Annotated in this window: 23 protein-coding genes, 1 pseudogene and 1 other annotated feature; of the genes and pseudogenes, 6 read left to right on the forward strand and 18 right to left on the reverse strand. The window is 51.1% G+C overall.

Translation table 11 applies throughout. The annotated features are described in order from the left end of the window. Positions 1-62: 62 nt before the first annotated feature. From A7975_RS16205 to A7975_RS16255, 11 genes are all read right to left on the reverse strand, one after another. On the reverse strand, positions 63-821 hold the full coding sequence (locus A7975_RS16205; RefSeq protein ID WP_065385753.1) for an iron ABC transporter ATP-binding protein: 759 nt from the start codon (positions 819-821) through the stop codon (positions 63-65). Next, positions 818-1,759 carry an iron chelate uptake ABC transporter family permease subunit gene (locus A7975_RS16210; RefSeq protein WP_065385754.1) on the reverse strand — a complete coding sequence of 314 codons (942 nt, stop codon included), beginning with the start codon at positions 1,757-1,759 and terminating at the stop codon, positions 818-820. The genes A7975_RS16205 and A7975_RS16210 overlap by 4 nt, the downstream gene beginning before the upstream one ends. Continuing rightward, positions 1,749-2,702 (reverse strand): ABC transporter permease, encoded by a 954-nt coding sequence (locus A7975_RS16215; protein ID WP_065385929.1) that lies wholly within the window; start codon positions 2,700-2,702, stop codon positions 1,749-1,751. Before A7975_RS16215 ends, A7975_RS16210 begins: the two co-directional genes overlap by 11 nt. 293 nt (positions 2,703-2,995) lie before the next feature. Continuing rightward, a complete protein-coding gene (gene trpS / locus A7975_RS16220; protein WP_053372473.1) occupies positions 2,996-3,997 on the reverse strand; it encodes a tryptophan--tRNA ligase in 1,002 nt (333 codons plus the stop codon). Positions 3,998-4,143: 146 nt separating this feature from the next. Next, positions 4,144-4,424, reverse strand: a binding site (T-box leader). Between the two features lie 71 nt (positions 4,425-4,495). After that, on the reverse strand, positions 4,496-6,205 hold the full coding sequence (locus A7975_RS16225) for an ABC transporter ATP-binding protein (protein ID WP_065385755.1): 1,710 nt from the start codon (positions 6,203-6,205) through the stop codon (positions 4,496-4,498). Continuing rightward, positions 6,192-8,054 (reverse strand): ABC transporter ATP-binding protein, encoded by a 1,863-nt coding sequence (locus A7975_RS16230; RefSeq protein ID WP_053372475.1) that lies wholly within the window; start codon positions 8,052-8,054, stop codon positions 6,192-6,194. Before A7975_RS16230 ends, A7975_RS16225 begins: the two co-directional genes overlap by 14 nt. A 235-nt stretch (positions 8,055-8,289) precedes the next feature. Continuing rightward, on the reverse strand, positions 8,290-9,303 hold the full coding sequence (locus A7975_RS16235; protein WP_065385756.1) for a zinc-binding alcohol dehydrogenase family protein: 1,014 nt from the start codon (positions 9,301-9,303) through the stop codon (positions 8,290-8,292). Between the two features lie 15 nt (positions 9,304-9,318). Then, positions 9,319-10,263, reverse strand: a complete 945-nt coding sequence (locus A7975_RS16240; RefSeq protein ID WP_065385757.1) for an aldo/keto reductase — start codon at positions 10,261-10,263, stop codon at positions 9,319-9,321. Positions 10,264-10,285: 22 nt separating this feature from the next. Next, entirely contained in the window at positions 10,286-11,785 is a 1,500-nt protein-coding gene (locus A7975_RS16245) for a UxaA family hydrolase (RefSeq protein ID WP_065385758.1), read from the reverse strand. Continuing rightward, positions 11,778-13,277, reverse strand: a complete 1,500-nt coding sequence (locus A7975_RS16250; protein WP_065385759.1) for a tagaturonate reductase — start codon at positions 13,275-13,277, stop codon at positions 11,778-11,780. Before A7975_RS16250 ends, A7975_RS16245 begins: the two co-directional genes overlap by 8 nt. Next, on the reverse strand, positions 13,274-14,104 hold the full coding sequence (locus tag A7975_RS16255) for an amidohydrolase family protein (RefSeq protein ID WP_065385760.1): 831 nt from the start codon (positions 14,102-14,104) through the stop codon (positions 13,274-13,276). Before A7975_RS16255 ends, A7975_RS16250 begins: the two co-directional genes overlap by 4 nt. A 146-nt stretch (positions 14,105-14,250) precedes the next feature. On the opposite strand from A7975_RS16255, the gene A7975_RS16260 reads away from it, so the two are divergent. From A7975_RS16260 to A7975_RS34225, 3 genes are all read left to right on the forward strand, one after another. After that, positions 14,251-15,111, forward strand: a complete 861-nt coding sequence (locus A7975_RS16260) for an AraC family transcriptional regulator (RefSeq protein ID WP_065385761.1) — start codon at positions 14,251-14,253, stop codon at positions 15,109-15,111. A 99-nt stretch (positions 15,112-15,210) separates the two neighbouring features. Beyond that, positions 15,211-15,372, forward strand: a complete 162-nt coding sequence (locus A7975_RS34220; protein WP_176707738.1) for a hypothetical protein — start codon at positions 15,211-15,213, stop codon at positions 15,370-15,372. 59 nt (positions 15,373-15,431) lie between these two features. Next, entirely contained in the window at positions 15,432-15,599 is a 168-nt protein-coding gene (locus tag A7975_RS34225; RefSeq protein ID WP_176707739.1) for a hypothetical protein, read from the forward strand. Between the two features lie 100 nt (positions 15,600-15,699). On the opposite strand, the gene A7975_RS16265 is transcribed toward A7975_RS34225, so the two are convergent. The 4 genes and pseudogenes from A7975_RS16265 to A7975_RS16280 form a co-directional block, all read right to left on the reverse strand. Continuing rightward, a complete protein-coding gene (locus A7975_RS16265; protein ID WP_082198218.1) occupies positions 15,700-16,494 on the reverse strand; it encodes an ABC transporter permease in 795 nt (264 codons plus the stop codon). Further along, a pseudogene (locus A7975_RS16270) lies at positions 16,491-17,366 on the reverse strand (ABC transporter ATP-binding protein); the annotation flags it as partial. The gene A7975_RS16265 and the pseudogene A7975_RS16270, both read right to left, overlap by 4 nt. Before the next feature lie 105 nt (positions 17,367-17,471). Further along, positions 17,472-18,566, reverse strand: coding sequence for an ArsR/SmtB family transcription factor (locus A7975_RS16275; protein ID WP_065385763.1), 1,095 nt, complete (start codon positions 18,564-18,566; stop codon positions 17,472-17,474). Positions 18,567-18,750: 184 nt separating this feature from the next. Beyond that, positions 18,751-19,695 (reverse strand): EamA family transporter, encoded by a 945-nt coding sequence (locus tag A7975_RS16280; protein WP_065385764.1) that lies wholly within the window; start codon positions 19,693-19,695, stop codon positions 18,751-18,753. 239 nt (positions 19,696-19,934) lie between these two features. Here A7975_RS16280 and A7975_RS16285 point away from each other — a divergent pair, with 239 nt between their 5' ends. After that, positions 19,935-21,119: an acyltransferase gene (locus A7975_RS16285; protein ID WP_053372486.1), complete on the forward strand. Its 1,185-nt coding sequence runs from the start codon at positions 19,935-19,937 to the stop codon at positions 21,117-21,119. A gap of 52 nt (positions 21,120-21,171) precedes the next feature. On the opposite strand, the gene A7975_RS16290 is transcribed toward A7975_RS16285, so the two are convergent. Both A7975_RS16290 and A7975_RS16295 read right to left on the reverse strand, forming a co-directional pair. After that, positions 21,172-21,798 carry a hypothetical protein gene (locus A7975_RS16290; RefSeq protein ID WP_065385765.1) on the reverse strand — a complete coding sequence of 209 codons (627 nt, stop codon included), beginning with the start codon at positions 21,796-21,798 and terminating at the stop codon, positions 21,172-21,174. Then, entirely contained in the window at positions 21,795-22,265 is a 471-nt protein-coding gene (locus tag A7975_RS16295; RefSeq protein ID WP_065385766.1) for a hypothetical protein, read from the reverse strand. The genes A7975_RS16290 and A7975_RS16295 overlap by 4 nt, the downstream gene beginning before the upstream one ends. A gap of 223 nt (positions 22,266-22,488) precedes the next feature. Here A7975_RS16295 and A7975_RS16300 point away from each other — a divergent pair, with 223 nt between their 5' ends. After that, the gene (locus tag A7975_RS16300; protein WP_065385767.1) at positions 22,489-23,361 is read left to right on the forward strand and encodes a VOC family protein; all 873 of its coding nucleotides are present in this window, start codon (positions 22,489-22,491) and stop codon (positions 23,359-23,361) included. Here A7975_RS16300 and A7975_RS16305 read toward each other — a convergent pair. Continuing rightward, positions 23,358-24,212: a helix-turn-helix transcriptional regulator gene (locus tag A7975_RS16305; protein ID WP_053372490.1), complete on the reverse strand. Its 855-nt coding sequence runs from the start codon at positions 24,210-24,212 to the stop codon at positions 23,358-23,360. The two genes, A7975_RS16300 and A7975_RS16305, sit on opposite strands and share 4 nt — an antisense overlap. A 157-nt stretch (positions 24,213-24,369) precedes the next feature. Between A7975_RS16305 and A7975_RS16310 the strand changes: the two genes are divergently transcribed. After that, on the forward strand, positions 24,370-26,424 hold the full coding sequence (locus tag A7975_RS16310) for a beta-galactosidase (RefSeq protein WP_065385768.1): 2,055 nt from the start codon (positions 24,370-24,372) through the stop codon (positions 26,422-26,424). Positions 26,425-26,811 lie beyond the last annotated feature (387 nt).

The raw sequence follows: 26,811 nt of genomic DNA on the forward strand, positions 1-26,811 counted from the left end.
AATCACCCCTAGATCATTTTTTATATTAATGTTTGGATAACCTTTGGCAAGTCTTTCTTTGATTAAGTAAAATAAACACCGATGCGATTGCCGTTAATCAGCTCGATCGGAATGTCCATATCGTAAATGTCCTTAAGCACGGCGCTGTCGATGATCGTCTCGGTAGCACCTTCCTTAACGACCTTTCCATCCTTCAACGCCACGATGTAATCGGAATAACAAGAAGCAAAGTTTATGTCATGGATAACGATCACGACCGTCTTGCCAAGCTCCTCTACTAGGCCCCTCAGCACCTTCATTATTTGAACGGAGTGCTTCATATCCAAATTATTAAGCGGTTCGTCCAGCAAAATGTATTCGGTATTCTGTGCGATGACCATCGCGATGAACGCGCGCTGCTTCTGCCCTCCGCTTAGCTCGTCAAGATACTTGCCCTGCATTTCTTGCAGATCCATATATACGATCGCTTCGTCAACTTGCTTCCAATCCTCCGCCGTCAGCTTGCCTTGGGAATAAGGGAACCTTCCGAAGCTTACAAGCTCACGCACCGTGAGGCGAAGGTTAATATGGTTCGACTGCTTGAGAATCGATATTTTTTTGGCGAGCTCGGCGCTTTTCCATGAGCCGACTTCCTTGCCCTCGATGAGCACCTGCCCGCTGTCCTTCGTTAACAGGCGGCTGATCATCGAGAGAAGCGTGCTCTTGCCTGCTCCGTTAGGGCCGATGAACGAAGTGATCTTCCCCTTCGAAATGGTTACGGACACCTGCTCGATAACAGGTTTGCCGCCATATGTTTTGGAAACCTTTTTAACCTCAATCATGCTTTCTTCTCCCTTAGCAGCAAATATAAAAAGTACGCTCCGCCGACGAAGTTGATAATGACGCTTATCGTCGTCTCGAACGAGAACACCCGCTCTACGATTAGCTGTCCGCCGACAAGCGCAATAATGCTAATCAGCATTGCTCCCGGTATCAGGTAGCTATGTCGATAGGTGCGCATGAATGGATAGGCTACATTGACAACGAGCAGGCCAAGAAAGGTAATCGGACCGACCAGCGCGGTGGATACGGCGATCAGAATCGCAACGATGACCAGCATTCTTTTGACGACATAATCGTAAGGAATACCCAGGTTGACCGCATGCTCCTTGCCAAGCGACATCACATCTAGATATTTGCTTAGCCGCGTGGCATAAATAGCGATTAAAGCGATAATGATGATTGAGATGACGAGCAGGTCCGTATTGACATTGTTGAAGCTTGCGAACATTTTCCCTTGAACGATTAGAAATTCATTCGGATCGATCAGCACCTGCATGAACGTTGACATACTGCCGAACAAAGTGCCCAGCACCAGTCCGATCAGCAGAAGGAAATATAAATTTCTGCCTTCCTTTTTGAACAACAGCTTATACAGCACCGCAACGAATGCGATCATCAAAGCAACGGATATAAAGAAATTAAGATGCTTGTTTGTGCTTGGAAGACTCATAGAGCCAAAAGCAAAGACGACGAACGTCTGAATGAGCATATAAAGCGAATCAAGGCCGATAATGCTTGGCGTTAGTATCCGATTGTTCGTAATGGTCTGAAAGATCATGGTGGAGTAAGCAATTGCGCCCCCGGTAATGACAATCGCCAGCACCTTCTTCAGTCTTCTTGGCAGGGCATAATCCCAATTAGGGCCAAGATGAATGAAAAGAAATACGGCTATTAATGCGACGGCCAGCACCGCAAGCAAACTTAGTTTAAGCTTCATATGCCTTTCTCCTCATCAACAAGTAAAGAAAAATAACGCTTCCGATGATGCCGATCGTTAAGCCGATTGGAATCTCATACGGAAAGATAATCAAGCGGCCGATGATGTCGCATACCAGTACGAATATCGCGCCAACCACCGCTGTATGGGACAGGTTTCGTTTCAAATGGTCGCCCATATACAGCGTCACGATATTCGGAATAATGAGGCCAAGGAATGGCAGCGTGCCTACGGTCAAAATAACGATCACCGAAATCAGCGCTACAATGACAAGGCCGATATTCACAACCAGCTTATGATTCATTCCTAGATTGGTAGAGAACTCCTCCCCTAGCCCGGCAATCGTAAACTTATTCGCATAAAGATACGCAATGACGAGCAGCGGCAAGCTCACATACATCAGCTCATAACGTCCGCTCATGACAAGAGAGAAGCTGCCTTGCAGCCATGAGGAAATATTTTGGATAAGATCGTTCTTATAGGCGAAAAACGTCGTCACCGCATTAATGACATTGCCGAACATGAGCCCTACCAGCGGTATAAAGATCGTATCTTTAAATTTCAGCCGATCGAGAATTTTCATAAACACATAGGTGCCGGCTAACGCAAATGCGAATGCAAGCAGCATCTTCTCCATCGTGCTTGCTGACGGGAATACCATCAAAGCAACGAGTATGCCAAGTCTAGCGGAATCGTCCGTCCCCCCAGTCGTAGGCGATACGAACTTGTTGCGGCTGAGCTGCTGCATGATCAATCCCGTGACGCTCATTCCGACGCCAGCTATAATAATGCTGACGAGCCGCGGAATACGGCTAATGGACAATACCTGCCGCTGCTCCTCCGTTAAAGAGAACAGATCGAGCGGCGATATGTCCTTAACCCCGATAAACAGGGACGTGATCGATAACGCAATAAGCACGACTAAGAGATACCATAGCTTCACACGAATTCCCCAAATCATCATAGAAATTATCAAAGATAATCATTCTCATTTATTTGCAAAAAAATATGCTGCATTCTACCACCACTCTCTAAGTGATAACCATTATCAGCAACATTTCCTATGTTACACGATTTTAAAATGATCGGAATGGACTTTTCTATATCGGGTGATGGACTTTCCTGCACAGTTTAAAAGTGTGACGGGCTCGTGAACGGAAAACGCTCCACTCATCAAGAAAAAAAACCAGTCCAAACACGAAGGCCGTGTCAGACTGGTTTTTGTTTGCTGCAGAATCAATCCTTATTCATGAAGTAATTGAGGCTCATGGCGTCCCGAACCTCAATCATCGTTTCTCTAGCAATGTTTTGCGCATGCTTGGTTCCGTCCATTAAAATATCATCAATCAGCTTTGGCCTATCGGCATAATAAGCTCGCCGTTCCTGCATGGGCTCCAGAAGCTGCTCAATGGCCGAAGCGATAAGCCGCTTGCACCCCGAACACCCGATTGCTCCTCTCTCGCAGCCTTCGCGTATTTCCAGTGCCCCCTCCGGCCGGAAAGCCCGGTGATAGGCATAGATCGGACAAATATCGGGATGCCCGGGATCGTTTTTGTGGATGCGAGCCGGATCCGTAACGGCCCTGCGTATTTTAAAGGCAATCTCGTCAGGCGATGAGTCCAGCTCAATCGCATTTCCTAGGCTCTTGCTCATCTTCGCATTGCCATCTGTCCCGAGCAGCCTCGGGAAATCGCCTACTATCGCCTGCGGCTCAACAAATACAGGCTTATACAATTCGTTGAACCGGCGAACGATTTTTCGGGTCAGCTCCAAATGCGGAAGCTGGTCGTCTCCTACCGGAACAATGCTCGCTTTACAGAACGTGATGTCCGCTGCCTGGCTTACCGGATAACCAAGGAATCCATAGTACATCTCATCCAATCCGCTGTTTTTGGATTCTGATTTAATCGTTGGGTTATGCCGCAGCAGGTTTACCGTGACGAACATCGAGAACAGCACGGTCAATTCGGCAATTTCCGGCACCATCGATTGCACAAAGATCGTAGCCGATTCAGGCTTAATGCCAACAGCCAAATAATCGAGCGCTACCTCTCGAAGATGGCCTCGTATTAATTCCGGTTTATCAAAATGGGTGGTCAATGCTTGAACATCGGCAAGCAGGACAAAGGTTTCATAGTTGTCTTGAAGCTCGACCCGATTTTTCAAGCTTCCGGCGTAATGGCCAAGATGCAGCTTGCCGGTGACACGGTCTCCTGTAAGCATTCTTTGTTTCATCATATAAAGCCCTCCTAATTAATGAGACAGTACTTAATAACTGTCTAGCAAATCGATTTTTGAGCAGAAGCATTCCTTCATTCAATCGCCGCCACCAGCCATCCTCCATGGCCATCACCCCCTTCAAATCACACAAAAAAACTTCATCCGCAAAGGACGAAGTTATCGTGGTACCACCTTATTTAATCGCAGCTGCCTCATCATTCAAAGCATCGCAATTCTCTTGGACAGTACGGACACCAACATTCGGCTCGATACTGCTCCCGTGATAACGGCAGGAACCCCGGCTTTGCCTACTACATCCAAATGGTGATTCGGCAAAGCAACTCCGAAGGCCATTCAATCATACGCGGGACGCCGGTTCACAGCAACCACCGGCTCTCTGCAAGTCCTTGACGCATGTCTACTTACCCTTCATCTTCATTGTTAGATTATGTAATGATTAATGTATCTCACCCAAATAGCGCTGTCAATCTCTAAATCGTTCCACCTTCATGACCGCTAGTGCTGCGCCATCAGGAGCTGCTGATAGACTTTGCCGCTGGCAAGCAGCTCGTTATGCGTACCGGTCTCCGCTAACGCTCCCTGGTCCATGACGAATATGACGTCGGCGTTCTCGACCGTGGAGAGGCGGTGCGCGATCATGATCGTCGTCAGCCCTTCCCTTCTTGCCTCAAGCGCAGCCAGCAGCTGACGCTCCGTCTCCAAATCCAGCGCTGACGTAGCCTCATCCAGCACCAAAATTTCCGGATCGCTAACCATCGCACGCGCAATCGCTATGCGCTGGCGTTGTCCGCCGGAGAGCTTGATGCCCCGCTCGCCGATATTCGTATCGTAGCCCTCAGGCAGCGCCAAAATAAATTCATGGATTTGCGCGATGCGGCAGGCTTCCTCGATATCCGCTTCCGTAACGCCGTGTCTGCCGAGCATTAAATTTTCCCGAATCGTGTCCGAGAACATATAAGGGTCCTGAAAAACGATCGATACCTTATTTGCCCACTGCTCGCGGTTGTACGCCTGCGCAGCAATATCGTTCAGCTTCATCGTTCCAAGCGATGGATCATAGAAACGGACGAGCAGCTGGGCAATCGTTGACTTGCCCCCGCCGCTCGTACCGACGAAAGCAATCTTTCTGCCGATTGGCAGCTCTGCCGTAAAACCCCGAATGACCTCAGGAAGCTCCGGCGAATAACGAAAGCTAGCATCGCTGAACGTTAAGCGCTCGATTGGCAGGTTCATGCTCTGCCGGCCTTCGTCATGCTGCTCCAGCTCCAAAATCTGCTGCACCCTGTCCACATTCGCGAGCTGCGACGACATGCCCATGAAGAACTGGAACAAATTATAGAACGAGTCTGACAATTGCGTGGAAAACTGAAACAAAATGACGAACGTTCCAATCGACATCTGATCGTTGATCAGCTGAAAGCCGCAGTAACCAAGCACCAAAATGCCAATGCCCCATTTCATCGGGTCGCTGAAACGGATTTGCCGGTTGACGAGCTTGCCCTCCGCCATCACCTGCTCAAAGTATTCCGCGAACATCTTATTGTAAAGCTTCTCTTCCCATTTCAGCCGGTGATAGGCGACAACCTCTCGCGTGGACGCGACGCCTTCCTCAATCTGGATGAGCAATGCGGTACGCTTCTCCGCTACTTTTCTCGCCTGAGCCTTAAGCTTAGGAGTAAAATAGTAGCCAATCAGCACATAAATGGTGCAAAGCGCCACGATCATGAGCAGCAGAATCGGGCTAGAGAAACCAATAATCGCCATTAGGATGCATAGGTTCAGCGTCTCTTGAATGCCGCGCGGGATTTGCCAGCCGATTACGCTCGCCGAAATATACAAATCCTGCGTGAACGAATAGACGTACTTGCCGGTTCGCTCATTTTGAAACCGCTCGATGGGAATGCCTTCGAGCTTCTTCAGCATACGCGTGAGCAAGGAGCGGCTGACCGCGAATTCATTGCGGACAAGGCTGCGGCTCGTCATGGTGAACATGAGAGAGTAGACGATACCCGCTGCCGCAAACACGCCGATGACGATGGGAAGCAGCTCGTATTTCCCTTTGCTGAACACATCATCGATTAATATTTTTTGCACATAAACAAGCGTGTAGTTGGACACCGATTCCAGCGCGAGATAGAGCAGCACGATCAGATAAGTGCCTTTAAGCATAACCGAGTTCGACCAAAAGATTTTAAGATACTTCATGTGCCACTCTCCCTTCTGCTGCTTCGGATTGGCCCACTTCCAGCTCATACAGCAGCCCTTTGCGAGCGATCAGCTCCTCGTAGCTTCCAGCTTCCGCAACGCGGCCCTCGTGGATCACGACAATTTTGTCAAAATGCTTCACCGTTGACAGCCGATGCGCAATCGCGATCGTCGTCCGGTTCACGAGCACCTCATCAAGCGCGCGCTGCACCTCGTATTCGCTTACATTATCGAGCGAGGACGTTGCCTCATCGAGCAAGATAATGGCCGGCTGTTTCACGAACATGCGCGCAATCGAGATGCGCTGCTTCTGGCCGCCGGACAGCTTCATCCCCCGCTCGCCGACGAGCGTGTCGTAGCCTTCCGGCAGCTGCATGATGAAATCATGCGCGTAAGCCGCTTTCGCAGCGGCGACTACCTCTTCATCGCTCGCCTCCGGCTTGCCGAAGCGGATGTTTTCTTTCACCGAGGAGCCAAATAAGTAAGTCTCTTGAAAAACATAACCGATCGATTCCCGCAGCCGCTCCAGCGTCATTTGGTGAATCGGCACGCCGTCCAGCCTGATGATGCCGGAGGTCGGATCATAAAACCGGCCGATCATTTTAAACATCGTCGTCTTGCCATTGCCGCTTGCGCCTACAAAGGCCACCTTCTCGCCCGGCTTAATCGTCAGCGTGAAGCCGTTAATGACCGGAGGCTGCTCGGGATATTGGAAATAAACATTGTCAAACACAAGACCGCCGCGTACTTCATCAAGCGTAATGGGATCGGCGGGATCATCGATTTCGATAGGCTTATGCATGAACCGAAACAGCGGAATCGTCTGGTGGATAATAAGCTTCTGCTCGGTGAGCTGCGTAACGAGCAGCGTGAGGCGGAACATCGTTGTCATATACAAGAGGGTAAAGGCGATAAAGCCGCCTAGTGATATCCAATTATTTTGCAAGGAATAATAGCCAGTAATAAAGAGGGCAATCGCGCCCAAATAAAACGTGAACCGCCGAAAGCTTCCTCTGCCGAAGCTATAGGTTGCGCTAAGCAAGTAGACATGCGACCAATTTTTGTGCTTGCCCAGCGTTCGCTCGTGATACCAAGGCTGCGAGCCAAAGGCGCGGAACTCGCGCAGGCCGGAAATGCTTTCGTATACCGATTGGTTATAGGCGATGCGCTCTTGGCCAGACTGGCGTCCGTAAAGCGCCGCTTTGCGCTCGAAATAGGGACCAAATAAGTAATACAATCCGAATGTCGGCAGCATAATCAGGCATAGCCAGCCGCTGATGCTAAGCAGCAGGGCGATCGCTACCATAATGAACAGTAAATTTTCGATGACGCTTGGCAGGACGTTGCGATATATTTTCTGAACGGATGCCACCTCGGAGTTGAACATCGACAGCGTCTCCCCCGCAGGATGCCGCTCGTAGTGAGCGAAGCCGAGCTTGCGCAGATGCTTGAAGATCGCAGTCTGCATATCGCGTGAGGCAAGCTCCCCGATCGTCCGCTGCAGCAGGTTGCGATAGTTTTTGGCGATGAGCATGAGTAGATTAATGACGGTAAGCGCTGCTAAAATACCGATAAAAAGCGAGGTGTCCTTGTTGACCACGACATGATCGATCACATATTGAATCATTTTTGGCGTCAGCGTCTCTCCCGTGACCGCCATCGTTCCGCATGCCGCAAGCGCCGCTATTTGCTTCTTGTAAGGCAACAGAAACTTGAGTGCCCATACATAGGAGCGCTTCGATTCATCCAGCTCGGCCTTTTGCTTTGTTTTGTCCTCTTGCTTGCGCAGGCGTTTGCTTGACTGCAACGATATCCTGTCCGCTTCCGCTTGGTTCTCTGTTTTCCCCAACGTTGTTCCCCCCCTTATTTAACGTTCTGACTCCCCTTTGTTACATCCTAATTTTTGGCAGTTGGCTTACCATCATAATTCCGGTTCCTTCTTTTGTCAACGGTACGAAATGAGTATAAACGTTTTCTACCAACCCGCCGCATTTTCGGCGAGCGGGCCATAAACGCAGAGAAAGTCCGGCCTCAGGCTGGAACGCCTTTCAGTCGGACTCTCTATCATAGTCGGAATGACTTGGTTATAATTCCACCATCGCTTTAATGACCTTCGCTTCCGGCTTCAGCCAATGGTCAAAATGCTGGATCATCTCCGCAAACGGCACACGGTGCGTGATGTAGCTGCCTACATCGACGCTGCCGCTTTGCAAAGCTTCCAGGACGGCGGAGAAATCTTCAATCGTCGCGTTGCGGCTGCCCATTAGCGTCATTTCCCGTTTGTGGAACTCCGGGTCGCTGAAGGAAAGCTCCGCTTTGACGAGGCCTACATAAACGAGCTTGCCTCCATGTGAGACGAGGCCAAACGCATCGGTCATCGACCGTGCGTTGCCCGTAGCATCGAATACGACTGCCGGATACTCGCCATTCGTTAATTCAGCCAGCCGCTCCTTGGCGCCTTGCAGCGCATGCACCGTCTCATCGACGCCTGCCCATCGCTTGCAGAACGCCAGCCGCTCTTCCTGAATGTCCATGGCGATTACCCGCGCTCCGCGATGCTTGGCGAACGCCATGACGCCGAGCCCGATCGGTCCCGAGCCAATGACGAGCGCCGTTTCTCCGGCTTGTATACCGGAGCGGCGAACCGCATGCGCTCCAATGCTGAGCGGCTCCAGCACCGCTGCTTGATCAAGCGTCAGCTCATTGGCAACGAGCAGATGCGTCACGGGCACGGCAATAAGCTCGCACATGCCGCCGTCGATATGAACGCCAAGCACCCGCATATCCATGCAGCAATTCGTTTTTCCGCCCCGGCAAGCGATACAATTGCCGCAGTGCATATAAGGAATAACGCTCACTTGATCGCCTGCTTTGACCTTGCCCTGCGGATCATCAGCCTGCTCGACGATTCCTGCCAGCTCATGGCCAAGCACGCGCGGATACGAGAAGAAGGGCTGATTTCCCTTATACGCATGCAGATCGGTTCCGCATATGCCCACTCTGCGAATCCGAACGACAGCCATCCCTGGCAATAATACCGGCTCCTCCTGCTCCACTAACCTCAGCTGATCGATTTGCTCACATACGATTGCTCTCACCCAGCATGTCTCCCCTTATCCGATGACGCTCGTATTGTATTCTTTTCTTCCGCTTTCCCAGCTCCGGTTATGAATGGGCGCAAGAATCGCAAGCACCTCGGCGAGCAGCTCCTGATCCAGCGGCTCATCGGTCCATTCGATATTTTTGCGAATGTTATCCGGATTAGCCGTACTGACGAGCGTCGTTGGTATGCGATCGTTCGCCGTGGCGAATTGCACCGCCAGCTTGGCGATATCCTCTCCTTTGGCCGCGCAGTGCATGGCTGCTTCTTCGCATAACGCCCGAATATCAGCGCCTGCGGGATGCCAATCCGCCAGCGGCCGGTTGCCCAGCAGCCCCATTGATAACGGCGATGCGCTCACAAGACCAACCTGCTTCTGCTCAAGCAGCGGTACAATATCCAGTAAAGACGTGTCATTGAGCGAGTAGTGGCAATAAGATAGCACGGCATCCAGCTCCGTGTAAGCCAGCGTTTTTTCGAACACCGCAAGCGGAAGCCCCGATACGCCGGCAAAACGTATTTTGCCCTGCTGCTTTAGCTTATCAAGCGCGAGGAACGCCCCCTCCGCAACCTCCTCGAAGGGCACAAATTCAATATCATGCAAAAACAAAATATCGATATAGTCCGTCTGCAATCGCTGCAGGCTCTCATCTAAACTGCTCATAATGCGCTTCTCCGAAAAGTCGAACTGGTCCGCGCCATAACGTCCTGCCTTCGTCGTCAAAATAAACCGATCTCTCGTCATCCACGCTATCGCCTTCCCGAGCACGGTCTCCGCCTTCGTTAAGCCGTAATACGGCGACACATCGATCAGATTGATGCCCATATCGACCGCCGTATGCACGGTCCGTACGCTTTCCGCATCATTCGTCTCCCTAAACACCGATCCAAGCGACGATGCCCCGAAGCTAAGCGCCGACACTTCAAGGCCCGTCTTGCCAAGCTTGCGATATTTCATCTTTACCACTCCTTATGTGCGCCTACAAAATAACGCCGTCCTTAAAGATCGCAATTTCCTTAAAGCCGTTGCGCTCATTGTTGGTCTGCGTCTCGCCTGAAGCAAGGCTGATCAGCTGTTCCCATAACTCGTCAGTCAGCGTCTCCATGCTTTTGCCCTCAAGAAGCTGCCCTGCGTTAAAATCAATCCAGTTTTTCTTCCGCCCGGCAAGCTCGCTGTTCGTCGCAATCTTCACCGTCGGCACCGGTCCGCCAAACGGCGTTCCCCTTCCCGTCGTGAACAGCACGATATGCGCCCCTCCCGCTGACAGCGCCGTTACCGACACAAGATCATTGCCCGGCGCCTCCAGCAGATTAAGGCCGCTGCTCGTAATGCGCTCCCCGTAAGGCACAACGTCCCGCACGATCGCATGGCCGCCCTTCTGCGTGCAGCCGAGCGATTTTTCCTCCAGCGTGCTAATGCCACCCGCCTTATTGCCGGGTGAAGGATTTTCATAAATTTCTTGATCATGCTTTATAAAATATTGCTTGAAATCGTTGATCAAATGAACGATTTTACCAAAAACCTGCTCGTTTGCGGCACGGCTCATCAGAATCGTCTCCGCTCCGAACATTTCCGGCACCTCGGTCAAAATCGCCGTTCCGCCCGCCTCGATCAAACGATCGGACACCGCGCCTACGAGCGGGTTCGCCGTTATGCCGGACAAGCCGTCCGAGCCTCCGCACTTCAAGCCAAGCTTCAGCGTCGACACCGGCACCGGCTCACGTACGAACTGCTCGGCGTAGTTGATTAGCTCTTCAACAAGCCCCAGCGCATCCTCGATCTCGTCCTCCGCTTCCTGCGATTTCAGAAACTTTACCCGCTCCGGGCTATGCTCGCCAATCGCCCGCTTGAACGCATCAATCTGATTGTTCTCGCAGCCAAGGCCAATGACGAGCACCCCTGCTGCATTCGGATGGTTCACGAGCGAGGCAAGCAGCTTCTGCGTATGCACAAGGTCATCCCCGAGCTGGGAACAGCCGAACGGATGCGCAAAATGATATACGCCGTCAACTCGCCCCTCATAGAGAGCATGCGCTTTTCTGGCTACGATCTCGCAGGTTTTGTTAATGCAGCCCACCGTATTGATAATCCAAATTTCGTTGCGGATGCCGACGTCGCCATTTTCTCGAACGAAGCCTTGAAAGGTACGCTCTGCATCGGGCGATGCCGCCTTCGCCTGTATGGGAACAGCCTTCTCGTAGGCATAATCCACAAAGCCCTTCAAGCCCGTACCCATGTTATGCGTATGCACCCAGCTTCCAGGCTCGATATCTTCCTTCGCTACACCGATAGAATAGCCAAATTTCAGCACATGCTCGCCCTTGCGAACTGCCCGCGTAAGCACCTTATGCCCCTTCGGCACTTCAGCTTGCAGCGTAAGCGGCTCTCCTTCCTCAAGCGTCAGCTGGTCCCCTTTGGCAAAAGGCTGCAGCGCGATGACAACATGATCCTCCTCATGCAGCCTGACCCAGCTATTCATTCACGCATCGCTCCATTTCCGCTATATTCTCAGCCACGGCTGACGCCAAAGCCGGCCATTCAGCCGCCAGATCGCGTCCCCATATGTCCGTTAAACCAAGCAGCTTGCGCGTCGTCTGCTCCTGCGTCCACCGCTGTTCCGCCGCCTCCGTCCAAACCGCCGCAATGATCTCCAGCATGCCGGCATCATCCCGTACTGTATATGAAGCGCCGCTCAGCGTTTTCCCTTCAAAGCCGCCTTCGGCCCGTACCACCTTGTAATAGCGCAGCAAACCGGCGAAGCCTTGGGCTAAGCCGCTTGGCGCTGCCTTGCCAGCTTTCGCATAATGAAGCAAGGATGGCAGCAGCCGCACCTTGAATTTACTTAAGCTGTTCATCGCAATATCTGCGAGCCTATGGCGGATGAACGGATTCAAGAAACGCTCATACACATCATTTGCGTATGTCCGCAGCTCTGCTTGGTCAACCGCGAGCGTTGGAATAATTTCCGTCTCTACCGTCGTCCTCACAAGCGGCCCAAGCGCCGCATGCTCCATCGCCTCCCGCACCTGCTCCAAATCCTGCAGCAGACCAAGCGGCGTCATGAGCGTATGCGCCCCGTTCAAAATCCTTACCTTTCTCAGCTGGAAGGGCGACAAATCATCCACCCAATGCACGTTAAGACCTGCCGCGCGCAGCGGCAGCAGCTTCTCAAGCTCCGGCTCCGCCTCGATCGCCCACAGATGGTAAGGCTCCGCCGTGCTCAGCATCGGATCGGAATAGCCCCATTCGCCGAACCAGCTCGCAGCCTGCGCTTCATCCGGATAACCCGTAACGATACGGTCCACCAGCGAGTTTAAAAAGCGGTTATGCGTCATGACCCACGCTTTGAATGCGTCGGGATAACCCCAATCCTCGCTATAGCGGAGTACACAGCTGCGAAGCTCATCGCCGTTGCGCTCAAGCAGCTCACAAGGCAAACAAACCAAGCCGCGCTCAGGATCACCGTTAAAATACGTGAATCTGCGATACAGCAGCTGCGTCAGCTTGCCGGGAAACGACTGAATCGGCTGCCCTTCCACAAGCTCCTCGGGCCGGTATACAAGTCCCGCCTCCGTCGTATTGGATACGACGACCTGCAGGTCGGCATTCTCGGCTAAAGCGAGATACTTCTCCCAATCCGAATAAGGGTCAAATACGCTGCTAAATACCGATATGACATCCGTCCGCTCCACGCGCTCCCCATTTTCCAAGCCGCGAATGACCAGCGTATATAATCCATCCTGCCCTGCGAGCGCATCGATCTTCGGCTTGCCGCCAGGCCGCGGCTGCGTAACCGCGATGCTGCCCTCGTATAAGCCTTGCTTTCGGCATTCATGCAGCATCCAGTCAAAGAAGCCGCGCAAAAAATTGCCCTCGCCGATTTGCAGCACCGTAATCTTAGCCTGCTTCGCTGCCTCGTATAACCGTCGTTGTTCCTCATCGAGCTGGCTTTCGTTTAATGTTGTCGTCATATGCGGTAGAACTCCTTTGCGTTTAATCCGAACAGCTTCTCCCGCTCCGCTTCGGTCCATGTGCTTGGCAGCGCTTCTGCCAGCACCGCAACAACATCGTCGTAGCTGGCTGCCAGCAGGCTCACCGGCCAATCGCTTCCATACATGACACGGTCTGTCCCGAACGCCGCAAGCACATGCTCGATATAGGGCTTGAAATCAGAAGGCTTCCAGCTAGAATGATCCGCCTCGGTCACCATGCCCGAAAGCTTGCAATAAATGTGAGGATGGGCGGCGATTTGGCTCATTTGGCTTTTCCACGGCTCCAAAATCCCGTCCTTAATGCGCGGCTTAGCCATATGGTCAATGACCGCATGCAGGCCAGGCACCTGATCCAGCAGCTTTACCAAGGGCTCCAGCTGATGCGATACGACAAGCAAATCAACGGGCACACGCTTCTCCGCGAAAAAAGCGAGCGCTTCCACAAAGCTTGGCGCAAGAATCGCATTCGCGTCAGCCATCTCCTGAATCATAACCCGGAAGCCAACAAACTTCGGATGCTGCGCGAACCGTTCATAATGGTTGCGATAGTCCGGGTCAGCAAGATCCAGCCATGTGACGACGCCTAATATCGTATCGGAAGCCTCGCTTAATGCCAGCAAATAATCGCTCTCCGCATGCGTTGCCGCCGCCTGTACAACAATGGATCCGTCCAGCTTATGTTTATGTAAATGATGCTCCAGATGCTGCGGCAAAAAATCACGGCACAGCACCGAAATATCCGGCGTAATCCAGCCATAGTCCCCTCGTTCGATGCTCCAATAATGCTGATGCGCATCCACTCTCATCGCTTCCGCCTCTTTTCTAGCAGATTAGGTTCCTCTTTATTATAAAAAACAATATTGATCTCTGAAATAATCAATACTCGCATATTTGTACTCTATTTTGATATTTGCTACAATCAGGCTGACAAACTGCCGAATGAGGTGAAGCGATGAATCCGTATCGCAAAAGATTCGATGCCATGACCCCTTTTCCATTCGAATGCGTCTATAAGGATACTAAAAGCGCGCAAAACGAGCTGCCTGACCATTTTCATGACTGGTATGAGCTGGTCTATATTTATAGCGGCAGAGGCACCTTTTTTATCGACCAAACGTTCTATGACGCCGCCCCCGGCGATATTTTTCTCATTCCCGGCAACACCATCCACCGCTCCTTTCCCGATCCGGAAGATCCGAAGACGTCAACCGCTTTGTTCTTTAACGCTTCGCTCGTGCACAGCCCGCCGCTTGGCGATTCCTTCTCCTACTTACGCTGCTTCGAGCAGGCCAAGCGCCGCAAAGCCTACAAGCTGCTCGCAGCGGAAGCTGCCGATAAACAGCAAATTATCGCATTCATCGATCATATTCATGCCGAGGAGTCAGACAAGCTGCCAGGCTACAGACAAGCCGTTCTGCTTCATCTGCAGCAAATTCTGCTGCTGCTCGGGCGCACGCTTAACCCGTCAGAAGAAGAGCAGACCTTATCCACCACGGCACCCGGCTGGATGACGGCTACGCTAGCCTATATCGATGGGCATCCGAGCAGTCCCCTTGGCTTGTCGCAGCTGGCGAAGCGCGCTTCCGTCACTCCTGCCCACTTCTCGCGCGTCTTCAAGAAGCTAACCGGGATGAACGTGACGGAATACGTCACGACCAAACGAATTATTCGCGCCAAGGAGCTGCTTGTCGAGAGCGATGCCAATATCGCGGGCATCGCCGAGCAGTGCGGCTTCGAGAGCCTTCCGCATTTTCACCGCATGTTCAAGAAACTAACGGGCACGACGCCCTCGCATTACAAAAGGAACGAGTAAATGATAGATTTGCCGGTTATCATTCGCGGATACTGCCTGTCTGATTCTCTCATATAATATCTAGCAAGTTAGAATGGCTGGCGGGGGAGGGTTTTGCAGATGGTTCGATCAAGCGTAAAAACGATAAAGTACCAAGTAGGAAAAAACAAATATCTAATTATTAATATTTATCAATCTTCTGAAGCAAGCGCTGAGCAAGGCAACGTGCTTGCCAGCAACGCAGCAACCGTACAAATTTTCAAAAAAGGCAAAAAAGGCTAGCGCCCGCTCTTCATTCCGCTCCGGCATCGTCCGGCAGCACTCTTGAAGGGGGTGAGAAAATGGGACTTAAACATGCCAAGCAAGGCAACTGGGTAAAAAAGAACAACGGCAAAACCTTCGTTAACGTAAAACAAGGCGCTAGCGCAACCATCAATCAAGGCGGCAATGCATTCGCCATCAACGCATCGGAAGTCGGCGTCGTCCGCATCCGTCCAGGCCAGCAGTAATGAGCCCAGGCAATAGCTGTTTTACGCAATAGAGGCTGCTCCTATGGATTGGTACATCCCATAGGAGCAGCCCTTATTGTTGTTAAGCTTCAGATTCTCCTTAAACCCGCCAGCTAACCAGCCGATTAACGATAAATAATGTAATGAACGTATATAGAAGCATCACTAAACAATCCAGCATGACTGCTTGCGTCCAGCCATGAAGCAACACGATGCGCATCGCATCAGCGGCATAGGTAGTCGGAAAAATATAAGAGATCCATTGCAGCACCTCAGGCAGCTGGTCCCGCTCCACCATGACGGGAGAGAGGAAGGTTACGACCATCATCAGCAGCTGCGCCAGCATGTTGGTCAATTGCTGATTCGGCGACCAGAAGCCGATACAGACGCCAAGCCCAACAACGCTAGTGAGAGACAGCAGCATAACGAGAGGCAATCCCCAAGATAAATGCAGATCCACGCCATATATCCAGTAGCCGATGACGCCAAGCAGCACGAAGGACGGTATCGTGCTCATCAGCCCGCGGAGCAAATTAGCGGCTACGAAGTTTATTTTCAGGATGGGCAGCGATGCGTAAAACGTAAAATGTCCTTGATGCTTTTGCATCGAAATTTCTTGCCCAATGCTGTTTAGTCCCATAATAATGACACCAAATATCATATTGCCGGCAATGATTTGGACCATCATCTCAGGTGAGGGGTCGGCGATAAAGAACCGCATAAACAGTATCGTCGTCAGCGGAAATATCGTTGCGACAAGCACGACGATGATCCAGCTGTCGCGAATAAGCGCAAATTGAATGCGGAATAAAATGTCCAGCTCCGTGAGCAGCCGCTTCGCCCCAAAGAGCGATGCCGGCCGCTTCATCCTTAATTGCATTGGAGCGCTGCTCATGAAATAACCGCCTCCTTTCTTGCCATATCGTCGATGTGAAAATAGACGTCCTCCAGGCTTGGCGGAACGACCGCATATTCAATAATCGGCAGCTCCGTATGCTCGATAATATAGGCCAGCGCATGGCTTGCTTCCTGCTTCTCAACAAGCAGCAGCAGTCTGTTCTCCCCGTGCTCCTGCACGATGCCAAATGGAGCGAGAGCGGCAGCGGCTTCAGCCCGGCGCCCGTTTCCTGCCGTCAGCTCAAATTTCAGCCGCTGATCCACCTTTTGCTTAAGCGTTGCGACATGGTCAATCGCCAGCAGCCTGCCATGGTTAATGACAGCCGCCCGGTCCACAACCTGCTCCGCCTCCAGCACATTATGCGTGACCAAAATAATGGTCGCGCCCTCGCGGTTGCGCTCCTTAATCAGATTCCAAACGAGCCGCCTTTTTTTGGGATCAAGCTCATTGGTCGGCTCATCGAATATAAGGACGGGTGAACGCCCAATTAGCGCCGTGCCGATTCCGATCAATCGTTTCTGCCCGCCGGACAGCTGCTTAAGCGGCTTCCCCCTCCACTCGGCCATATCGAATTGCTCGAGCAGCTCTATCGCTTGTTTATCCGCTTCCCGTGCCTGCATGCCCCTTAACCTGCCTGTAAAAGCAAGCGCCTCGTGGACTTTAAGCGCCGACAGCACATGCGGCTCTTGCGCGTAATAGGCGACCATGCTGGCTATCGCACGCGTATGCTTAAACACATCCTCTCCGCAAAAGAGAACCTGACCTCTCGTCGGCTTCAATTGGCCGACCATTTGCTTAATCAACGTCGATTTGCCCGCTCCGTTAGGTCCAAGCACGCCTAAGATTTCACCTTCTTGAATGGTGAGCGAGATGTCGTCATTGGCTGTCACGGAGGTTTTGCCTTTCTTATAAATCTGGCTTACGCCCTTCAGCTCATATACATACTCCTGCAATTCAGCACACTCCCCTTTGCGTCATGGCAATAATACCCGCTTTGTTTGCTCCCAGTAATAAGCGATTTTCTCTTTGTCCAGCTCATAGTAGATACGGTTGTCTGCTTTAATCAAATGGATGAGATTAAGATCGAACAGCATATTCGTATGATAGCTGATCGCGGCAGGCGTTAAGCCAAGCGCCTGGGCAAGCTCATTGCCATAGTAGTTTTTGCTGTGGAGCAGCTCGATCATTTCCAGCCTGCGCTTGTCGGCGATCACCTTCAAAAAACGTTCAATCGTCTCCTGATCCTCGCGCTGCCATGCAAACGCGTCATTATTGACCCCAAGCACGACCAAATGCGCTTGACCCGCTTGATCATCACGATGGATGCTTACCCGTACCTGAGCGAAGTAGCTGACATGAATATCCGTTTCCTTATCGATTAGCTCCGCATCCATTTTGGCAACATCGCGGATTGCCTGCTCCGGCTTCTCTTTAAACAAAGCCTTATACTTTTCCGCTCCAGCCTCGCCAAGCTCCCGCAGCCTATCGCGTATGGGCAAATACGCATAACGATAAAATTGTTCCAGTAAAAATAAAGTGCGCTGCTTGTATTCCTCGGGATAGCGAATATGCTCAAGCAGCGCTTCATGCTCGGCATGGTCCGAAAGCTCGCTAGCCGCTGCCAGCTTGTAGAGCAGCTCCCCATCCTTTGAAATCTCGCTCCAGTCATGTCCCATCGTCCATTCCATCTTCTCATCGCTATAGATGGCGGCAGCCAGATGGCTGACCAATTCGTTTGCCGGCATGGCGCGGTAGCTAGCCAAATAATCTTCAGGGGTGCCAAGCTGCTCCCGATGCCTTAAGTACACATGAACCATGACATAGTCCAGCTTCCCCTTAAACATGTTTTCGGAGAAAAAGACAGCCATTTCTCCTCTCACATGTTTGCTTAAACTGGCATTTGCAGCCTCGACCATGTCGGTAAGCTCATCATCTATCGAAAAATGAACCTCACGCGCAAACTCCTTAATATGCTCAAATTGGGCAACAATGGTCACCGCTGACATAAACTCGATTTGCTCATGATACGAAAAACGTAACCGTTCAACGATTTCTTCCCAATCCAACATGTTCAACGCCCTTCTAGTTAAGTCGTTATTAAACTAAAATTTAATTTTTTATGAAAAACATTTAATATCCATTTAACACAATTTAAATGAACATGGATCATTTGTCAATATCCCCCATAAAAGAAAAAAGCTTCGCAACGGCTTCTATTGAAAGCCGCTGCAAAGCTTTTTCACCTTTTAACGATTAAGTCCCAAACAAGCGCAATAGCAGAATACCGGCGAATGCAAGCGAGATGCCGATAACCTCCACCCGTTTAAACTTCTCCTTAACGAAGAAGCGCGTGTATAGAAGCACGATCAACACATTTAATGCGGCAACCGCGGATACGAGTCCGGCTTTGCCTAAGGAGAATGCCGTTACGATGAGCATCATGCCAACGCCGTTTGTGATCCCGATCGCGAGGCCGACGAGATAGGTCCTTTTGCCGCTCCATGCGACGGGAAGGCCGCCACCGCTATAACCGGCAGCATGCTGCGACACACGCACTTCGCCGACTGCTAAGTTTGTCGTTTGAAGCGCCACCACCCGCCGGCCCCGCGCGCGCTGCCAGTCCCGAAGCCACCATAAGCCAAAGCAGACAGCCCCCGTCACGAATACAAAAAACATCGTCGGAAACAAATCCGCCTCCATCATCGTTGACCATTTGCCTGACAAGTCATTTGCCGCGAAGAGCAGCATCGCAAGCAAGCCCCACTGCGCCCCTTGCAAATTCCGAAGCGAGATGTCGTTCGACATCCGGACCAGCAGCACGCCGCTTATAATGACGACAAACCCAATAAGCTGCATCGCATGAAGCCTTTCGTTCCACAGTCCAAAAGCAACGATGACCACAACGACCGAAGGCAGCGCCGTTAAAATCGCGACGAGCGAAGCTTTGCCCACCGCAAAACCTTTAAACATGCTTGCATTGCCGCCGAAGGAGAACAATCCCATTTGTATCCCGATAAGCGCCGCCATCGTCCAGTTCGACGAGAAGACCAGCGCACAAATGCCGTTTATAATTGCACCCATGCTGAATGTTCCGAAGAGCAATAAATTACGGTTGAGCGGCTTTTGACTCGTCCAATGATACAGAATGCCCCGCACGCCAAACAATAGCGCAGCGAACACCGAATAAGTAAGCCACATAAGAGCAAGAAGCCCCTTTCCTTGATCCATCCCAAAGGGACGATAAACATTTAGTTGAACCTATCATATCAAGTCGAATCCATTTTGTCTGTACGAAATACGGCTCACCTGCAGCGGGAAGATCTTGCAAAAAAATAAAAGTATTGGCTGAAATTAGCACTGACCTTATAATATCGATAGAGGCCTTTTTATAGCCTTGATAACCATGCTAGCATCCTATAAAAAACAAGGGGATTTTAATGGCACACGCTGCAAAAAGACCGTATTTACCCGAGCTGGACATCGTCCGGGCCTTCGGCATTTTCGCGGTCATCATGATTCACGCTACATCATCGATCGTAGCGGGCTACGATCACCAAGCTACGCTTTATCCGCTTTACATTTTTTTAAACAACTTTACTAAGTTTGCGGTTCCCGTGTTCATTTTTTTAAGCGGCTTCGTGCTTTTTTACAACTATTACGACAAACCCTTCACGGCAAAAACCATCGGTCAATTTTACAAAAAAAGAATGTCCAAAATATTGCTTCCGTTTCTCATATTCTCTTTTTTATATTTTGGTTTTACGAGGCTGGCCCAGTTCGGCTTCACCGATGTCCAAACCTTTATCGGCTACTTTACGACAACTAAATTTCTCAAGATGCTAGTCATCGGCAAAACGTACACTCATCTCTATTTCGTCGTTATTATCATTCAATTTTATGCGCTTGCGCCGCTCATGCTGTTTGCCGTCAAACGTTTTCCGTCGCTCGGCAAACATATCGTCTGGATCGGTCTGCTAGTGCAATGGCTATTTATTTATAAGCTAATCGCGCTGCTTCATCTCAAGAGCCCGGGCAGCTATTCGTTTACTTATATGTTTTACTTTACGGCTGGCGCGTTTATCGGCATTTATTACTTGAAGCTGGCTGAGTGGATCAACCTCACAAGAAAAAATATTACGCCGCAAAAAATAATCGCAACGATTGCGTTATGGCTGTTGTTTTTATCGTCGAGCTTGGTTATGGTCTATTTTTATTACGAGAGCCGGGTACATAAAATATCGATAATAAATACGGATCTATTGGAGCTGGTAGACGAGCTGCGCTGCGTGACTGCGGGCATTGTGCTGCTTCAAGTTTCCTTCTGGATCTATACATCATGGAACAAATGGGCGGTCAGAGCGCTACTGCATATCGGAGCCACATCATTTGGCATTTACTTGGTTCATCCCGTCATCTTGTTTCTATACCGCAAAATAAACGTTAGCGGCGAACCCCTTCTGTATCATGTTTGGGCGGCAGGCGGGTTCATGATCGCCCTGCTCGTCCCGTGGGCAATCGTATCGCTTTGCGCCCCGTTCAAGTGGCACTGGCTGCTGTTTGGTCCGCTTCCATCCAAGAAGAAGCAGCCTGCGGCGCCAAGCCAGCCAAGCATACAAGCCTAATAAGAAGAGCCGTTCCACCGCTTCATTATGCGCGGACGGCTCTTTTTTTTTTTCAGGAGGCTTCCTCAGTCACCGTATCCGATCTGATTTCCCGATTCTCGTCGCTAAGCTCGTAGAGCAACCGATCATTCGCGTCATATGCGAAAAGCTTATTCATAGCGGAAAAATTTTGCTGCGACTCCTCTGAGATTCGAATAGAGCGTGCTGCTTGGTATACGCCGTCACTGATGGCTGCGTCCTGCTCGTAGCCGTCCCACCATACCACATGCAGCCGGCTTATTTTAGGATCGTTGAATTGTCCAACATAATAATAATGGCGATGCTTTCCAAACGTGGACATCCCGCCCTGAAAGCTAAGCAGCACTTGCGGCTCCAGCTTCATGCCAAAGCTGCCCCCGCGGTAATTCCATAATAGTCCTAGCGTGCGGTTTACGAATAATTGATGATAAATGGCATTTTTGCGGTCGACGATATTCAGAAGCTCATAGCTTTGACCGATCTTTGTTCTGATCGCGATAGGCGCGCTCGGCACCTCTGCCACGTTCATAGCGTTTCGCACGACTTTCTCCAAATGAATAGAGCTTTGCGAGAACATAGCTATAAAGACGATACAGCTGGACAAAAGGATGAGCATCCACCTAATCCAATGACCAAGCAAACGTTTGTTGGACGCATTCATTCGTTTCCGTTCCCTCCCCCAAACGATATGTGAAAAGAGAGGGACTCGCCGTAGGCTTCTTTAAACACCGTAATGGATTTGATGCCTGGCGGCACATTTTTGAACGTAAATTGTCCGCTTGATTGATAGATGTTGCTTGAAGCGCTGGAGCTGCGATGATCAAACACCTCGCCGGAATCGGTTTTCACCTGAATATGCTGAGGTAAATTTGGAATCGCAAATAATCCCTTCGCTGTCATATAGACGACCAGCTCACCCTCGCCATATACAACACCATCAACGCTTACCTTTTTATTAAAATAGGTTTGCTTATCCGCATTCACTTCGTAATAGTAGCCCTTTTTCTTAGCTGCGCTAAGCTCCGTATCACGGTCGAATAGGCCAGAGACCGGCAGCACCATAATAAGAGCCATCCCTCCTATCCCAACAAGCAGCATCCATTCCGCCAAAAACAAAGCTTTTCTCATACCGCCCTCCTGTTCATGCAAACGTATAAGTTGATTACTTTTAATTAGTTACTTTATTTAATTTTAAATATATGCTACGATAAATGACGACTTTCTATAGTATGAGCATGAAACGAAGTATTTTCCAGTATTTTGTACAAGATATAAACATTAGGAGCTGCATTAGAGGTTTGCGCGTTTGTAGCATGGCTGCTTCTCAACCAGATATAGAGGAGGAATTACGATGTCAACGATTTTGGACCCGCATATTTCGCTCGGCGAAGTAAAGCTCAAGGTTAGCCAATTGGATCGGTCGATTCGGTTTTATGAGGAAGTTGTCGGGTTAAAGGTGCTGGCGCATGACGAGGAGAAGCGCTCGGCTGCTTTTACTGCCGATGGGAAGCATACGCTGCTCATTCTCGAGGAGGTTCCGAATGCAGTTGTGCCGCAAAGAAGATCCCATGCAGGGTTGTACCATTTTGCCCTATTGCTGCCGGACCGCCCCTCCCTGTCGCTTGCTTTGCGCAACTTGATTCAGACGGGCATTCATATTGGGCAGGCCGATCATCTGGTTAGCGAGGCGCTCTACATTGCAGATCCGGACAACAACGGCATCGAAATTTATGCGGACCGTCCGCGTTCGGAGTGGAAGCGCGATGCCGGAGGCAATTATGTAATGGCAACCGATCCGCTTAACATCGAGAGCTTGCTCGCCGCAAGCGAAGGGCTGGAATGGAGCGGCCTGCCGCAAGGCACCGTCATTGGGCATATCCATCTTCATGTTGGCGATCTGCGGAGCTCGCGCGCTTTCTATGAAGGCAAGCTTGGCTTTGATGTGGTTGGCGACTATGCGCAAATGTCCGCTGTATTCGTATCGGCAGGCGGCTACCATCACCATATCGGAATGAACATTTGGGCAGGCGTTGGCGCTGTGCTGCCGCCGGCTAATACGGTAGGCTTGTCTTATTATACAATCGTATTTCCGACAACTTCTTCCCGTGAAGCATGGCTTGCGCATCTGCGCAGCGAAGGGGTTCAGGCTACTGCGCTTGGAAACGCATATGTGATCCAAGATCCATCCGGCATAACGATCCATGCAGCCGTCAAAGCCGATTAATGAAGCGTCGCGCTTTGTCCATAGATGGTACGGTACATTTTCGGAGAAACGCCCTCGGATGATCGGAACACACGTATAAAATAACTCGCTTGTGCGAAGCCGCACATCGCCGCAACCTCTGTCACGGATAAAGCCGTAGTCGCCAGCAGCAGCTTCGCTGCATCGATGCGGCATTCCGTGACATAGTGATTCGGCGTTTTCCCCATTACCTGCTGGAACAGTCTAAGAAAGTGATAAGGACTGTAGCCCGCAAGCTCCGCCATTCGCTCCAAGCTCCACGGCTCCTTGCATCGATGCCGGATTTGATCGGCTGCTGCCCGGATCCCATTTTGCTTCTCCAGTACCGCAGAACCTTCCAGCCTTACCGAATGCTGCACCAGCTCCACTAATATTTCATAAAGCAGCGCAGACAGGCGCGGCTCATTGCTCGTCTCGAACGGGCTGCACAGCGCATACATTTCCTCCGTCAGCACCTCGAACCGCTCGCGGTTGGAGAACGTGAACAGCCACCCTCCAGAATCATCGGCCTCCCTTAACATCGGCAGCGGAATATTCGTCTCAAAATGTATCCACCGCACATCCCACGGATCATCCGTGCTTGAGCCGTACTGCTGAAAGGCATGCTTCGGGAACAAAAAGCCGTCACCCGCTTTTAGCTCCAGCCGCTCGCCGCTGCTTCCATTCATCACATAACCGCTTCCTTCAAAAATCAGATGCAAATTATAATCATTCAGCTGCCCTTGCTCTCTGCGCTCGGCATGCTGCGGAAACGAATAGTACCTTCCGAATAGGTCGGGATAACAGACATACTGCGAAAAAGCCGGTTTCGGTACGATATAGTGCTTGAGCATCGCTCCCGCCCCTTTGTTCAAGTTCGCAATATTGTATCATAAATCGCAGGATATTGTCATTTACGGTTAATATGATTGATTTTAAAATAGAAATCGAGACTATTCTTTCGCAATATATTCGCATAAATATAAATTCGAACACTAGGAGGAGCATGTTGTGAAGCATACCGAAGCGTTAAAAGAGTTTCGCCTTGGCGTCTGTTATTACCCGGAGCATTGGCCAGAATCCTTGTGGGAGGATGACTTCCGCCGAATGCGCGAGCTTGGTTTCTCGATCGTTCGCGTAGCGGAATTTGCTTGGTCGATTTTTGAGCCGCAGGAGGGCGTTTTTTCGTTCGACCTGTTCGATCGCGCGCTGGATTTAGCCCATAAGCACGGACTGAAGGTGATCGTCGGTACGCCGACTGCTACACCGCCGGCTTGGCTGACCCATAAATATCCTGAGGTGCTGAACGTCACGCAGGACGGCGTAACGTTGCACCATGGCCTGCGCCGCCATTATAACTACAGCAGTCAAAAATACCGCGAGCTGTCTGCGATCATTACGCGCCAAATGGCTGAACACTACAAAAATCATCCCGCCGTTATCGGCTGGCAGATCGACAATGAATTCAACTGCGAGATCAGCGAGTTTTATGCGCCTGCCGATCATGATGCGTTCCGCGCTTGGCTGCAGGAGAAATACGGCTCGCTGGAGCGGCTTAACGAAGCGTGGGGCACCGTCTTCTGGAGCCAAACTTATTCGGACTGGGAGCAAGTTTTCCTGCCCCGTCCAACGCCAGCGCAGAAGCAGCCCAATCCGCATCAAGCGCTGGACGAGAAACGTTTTATATCGGATAACACGATTTCATACGCTAAAGTACAGGGAGATATTTTGCGTGAGACCGCCCCCAATCACTGGGTTACGACGAACGGCCTGTTCGGGCATTTGGACAGCCACCGGATGAATGATGAACTGCTCGACTTTTTCAGCTATGACTCGTATCCGCAGTTCTCCACCATCTATTACGATAAAGATGAGGTAAATCCGCTTGCAGACAGAGGCTGGAGCCAGACGCTTGGAGCGGTTCGCTCGATCTCGCCGAACTTCGCCATTATGGAGCAGCAGTCAGGCCCGGGCGGTTGGGTTAACCGGATGGATATGCCTTCGCCTAAGCCTGGGCAAATGCGCCTTTGGACTTATCAATCGATCGCTCACGGCGCGAATATGGTGCTCTACTTCCGCTGGCGGACCGCGACGTTCGGTAACGAAATCTACTGGCATGGCATCAACGATTACCACAATAAGCCGAACCGCCGCGTCCGCGAGGCCGGCCAGATCGGTACCGAGCTTGCGCAAGCAGGGAACCGCATCGCAGCTACTTCTTTTAAAGCGGAGATCGCGCTGCTTCGCGACTACGACAATGAATGGGATGGCGAATACGATATTTGGCATGGCCCATTCGCATGGCAAAGCGGCAAAGCATGGTTTAAGGCGCTGAACCGCCGCCATATCCCTAACGATACGTTGTACATGCGCAGCGGCACTACGATCGACGATTTGCGGCGCTACAAGGTGCTCGTCTACCCGCATCCAGCCATTATGCGCGATGAGACGGCTGCGCTTCTTGAACAATATACGCGCGAGGGCGGCATTGTTATTTTTGGCTGCCGAACCGGCTACAAAGATGAACATGGCCACTGCTACATGCGCCCGTTCCCGGGAGCGGCTGCGGGACTGTGCGGCATTTCCATTGAAGAGTTTACGATGGTCAAAGGCACGCGCGAAGCGACTTCGATGAAATGGAGCGGCGGCAGCGAAGCTTTGACCGGTGCGGACTCCTTCAACGATGTCCTCTGCGTAGAGAGCGACTCTGCCCAGGTTGTCGCCCATTACGCCTCCGACTATTATGCAGGCAAGCCAGCCGTAACGAAAAACAAGTTCGGCGAAGGGCAGGCCTGGTACTTCGGCGCCGTATTTAACGAAGCCTCAGCCAACCAAATCATCGATCGGCTTGGCCTCGTATCACCGTCAGCCAGCTGGATGACGCTTCCGGCCGAGGTTGAGCTAGCCATCCGCGAGGATGAAGCAGGAGCGCTCCACTTCCTGCTCAACTACAGCGAGCAGCCTGCGACGATTACGCTCAGCGAAGCGAAAACCGACCTTCTCACCGGCAACCAGCTAAGCGGCACCGTAACGCTTGAAGGCTATGGCGTTGTAGTATTAAGCTAAAGCATTTCCGAAGCCGGGCTCGCATAGAGCCCGGCTTCTTTTGGGATTGTGCAGCTCGCTCTATTTTCTCCAAACTAACAAAATGGCATAAATAAGGCTAATATTAGCCTTATCATCTCCGATCACGCTCAAACTGCGGCAAATTACGCTTCATCCTTCCGCCGCCCAATATTCTCCCTCCCTCCTTCTGCTTGTACCAGCATTCGAGCGTCACCCGCCCACTCCGCCTCCAGACTGAGATGAAAAGCATGCTGCAGGCGGTACTCTCATAAAATGGATACGTTTAAAATGACGGTAGCAGATCATAAGAAGCACGGAACCAAACTGCCAGCGCCTTCGCTCCCTCACATCTAAAGCTCCTCTTCCAAATTCAGCTTTGCATCCAAT

This window comes from Bacillus sp. FJAT-26390 (assembly GCF_001682865.1).
Taxonomy (GTDB): domain Bacteria; phylum Bacillota; class Bacilli; order Paenibacillales; family Paenibacillaceae; genus Pristimantibacillus.

Excerpts from the sequence above, each read along its gene's own strand:
- A7975_RS16205 (WP_065385753.1), bottom strand. The coding sequence starts at position 821 with ATGATTGAGGTTAAAAAGGTTTCCAAAACATATGGCGGCAAACCTGTT.
- A7975_RS16210 (WP_065385754.1), bottom strand. The coding sequence starts at position 1,759 with ATGAAGCTTAAACTAAGTTTGCTTGCGGTGCTGGCCGTCGCATTAATA.
- trpS (WP_053372473.1), bottom strand. The coding sequence starts at position 3,997 with ATGATGAAACAAAGAATGCTTACAGGAGACCGTGTCACCGGCAAGCTG.
- A7975_RS16225 (WP_065385755.1), bottom strand. The coding sequence starts at position 6,205 with ATGAAGTATCTTAAAATCTTTTGGTCGAACTCGGTTATGCTTAAAGGC.
- A7975_RS16240 (WP_065385757.1), bottom strand. The coding sequence starts at position 10,263 with ATGAAATATCGCAAGCTTGGCAAGACGGGCCTTGAAGTGTCGGCGCTT.
- A7975_RS16245 (WP_065385758.1), bottom strand. The coding sequence starts at position 11,785 with ATGAATAGCTGGGTCAGGCTGCATGAGGAGGATCATGTTGTCATCGCG.
- A7975_RS16250 (WP_065385759.1), bottom strand. The coding sequence starts at position 13,277 with ATGACGACAACATTAAACGAAAGCCAGCTCGATGAGGAACAACGACGG.
- A7975_RS16255 (WP_065385760.1), bottom strand. The coding sequence starts at position 14,104 with ATGAGAGTGGATGCGCATCAGCATTATTGGAGCATCGAACGAGGGGAC.
- A7975_RS16260 (WP_065385761.1), top strand. The coding sequence starts at position 14,251 with ATGAATCCGTATCGCAAAAGATTCGATGCCATGACCCCTTTTCCATTC.
- A7975_RS34220 (WP_176707738.1), top strand. The coding sequence starts at position 15,211 with ATGGTTCGATCAAGCGTAAAAACGATAAAGTACCAAGTAGGAAAAAAC.
- A7975_RS34225 (WP_176707739.1), top strand. The coding sequence starts at position 15,432 with ATGGGACTTAAACATGCCAAGCAAGGCAACTGGGTAAAAAAGAACAAC.
- A7975_RS16265 (WP_082198218.1), bottom strand. The coding sequence starts at position 16,494 with ATGAGCAGCGCTCCAATGCAATTAAGGATGAAGCGGCCGGCATCGCTC.
- A7975_RS16275 (WP_065385763.1), bottom strand. The coding sequence starts at position 18,566 with ATGTTGGATTGGGAAGAAATCGTTGAACGGTTACGTTTTTCGTATCAT.
- A7975_RS16280 (WP_065385764.1), bottom strand. The coding sequence starts at position 19,695 with ATGTGGCTTACTTATTCGGTGTTCGCTGCGCTATTGTTTGGCGTGCGG.
- A7975_RS16285 (WP_053372486.1), top strand. The coding sequence starts at position 19,935 with ATGGCACACGCTGCAAAAAGACCGTATTTACCCGAGCTGGACATCGTC.
- A7975_RS16290 (WP_065385765.1), bottom strand. The coding sequence starts at position 21,798 with ATGAATGCGTCCAACAAACGTTTGCTTGGTCATTGGATTAGGTGGATG.
- A7975_RS16295 (WP_065385766.1), bottom strand. The coding sequence starts at position 22,265 with ATGAGAAAAGCTTTGTTTTTGGCGGAATGGATGCTGCTTGTTGGGATA.
- A7975_RS16300 (WP_065385767.1), top strand. The coding sequence starts at position 22,489 with ATGTCAACGATTTTGGACCCGCATATTTCGCTCGGCGAAGTAAAGCTC.
- A7975_RS16305 (WP_053372490.1), bottom strand. The coding sequence starts at position 24,212 with ATGCTCAAGCACTATATCGTACCGAAACCGGCTTTTTCGCAGTATGTC.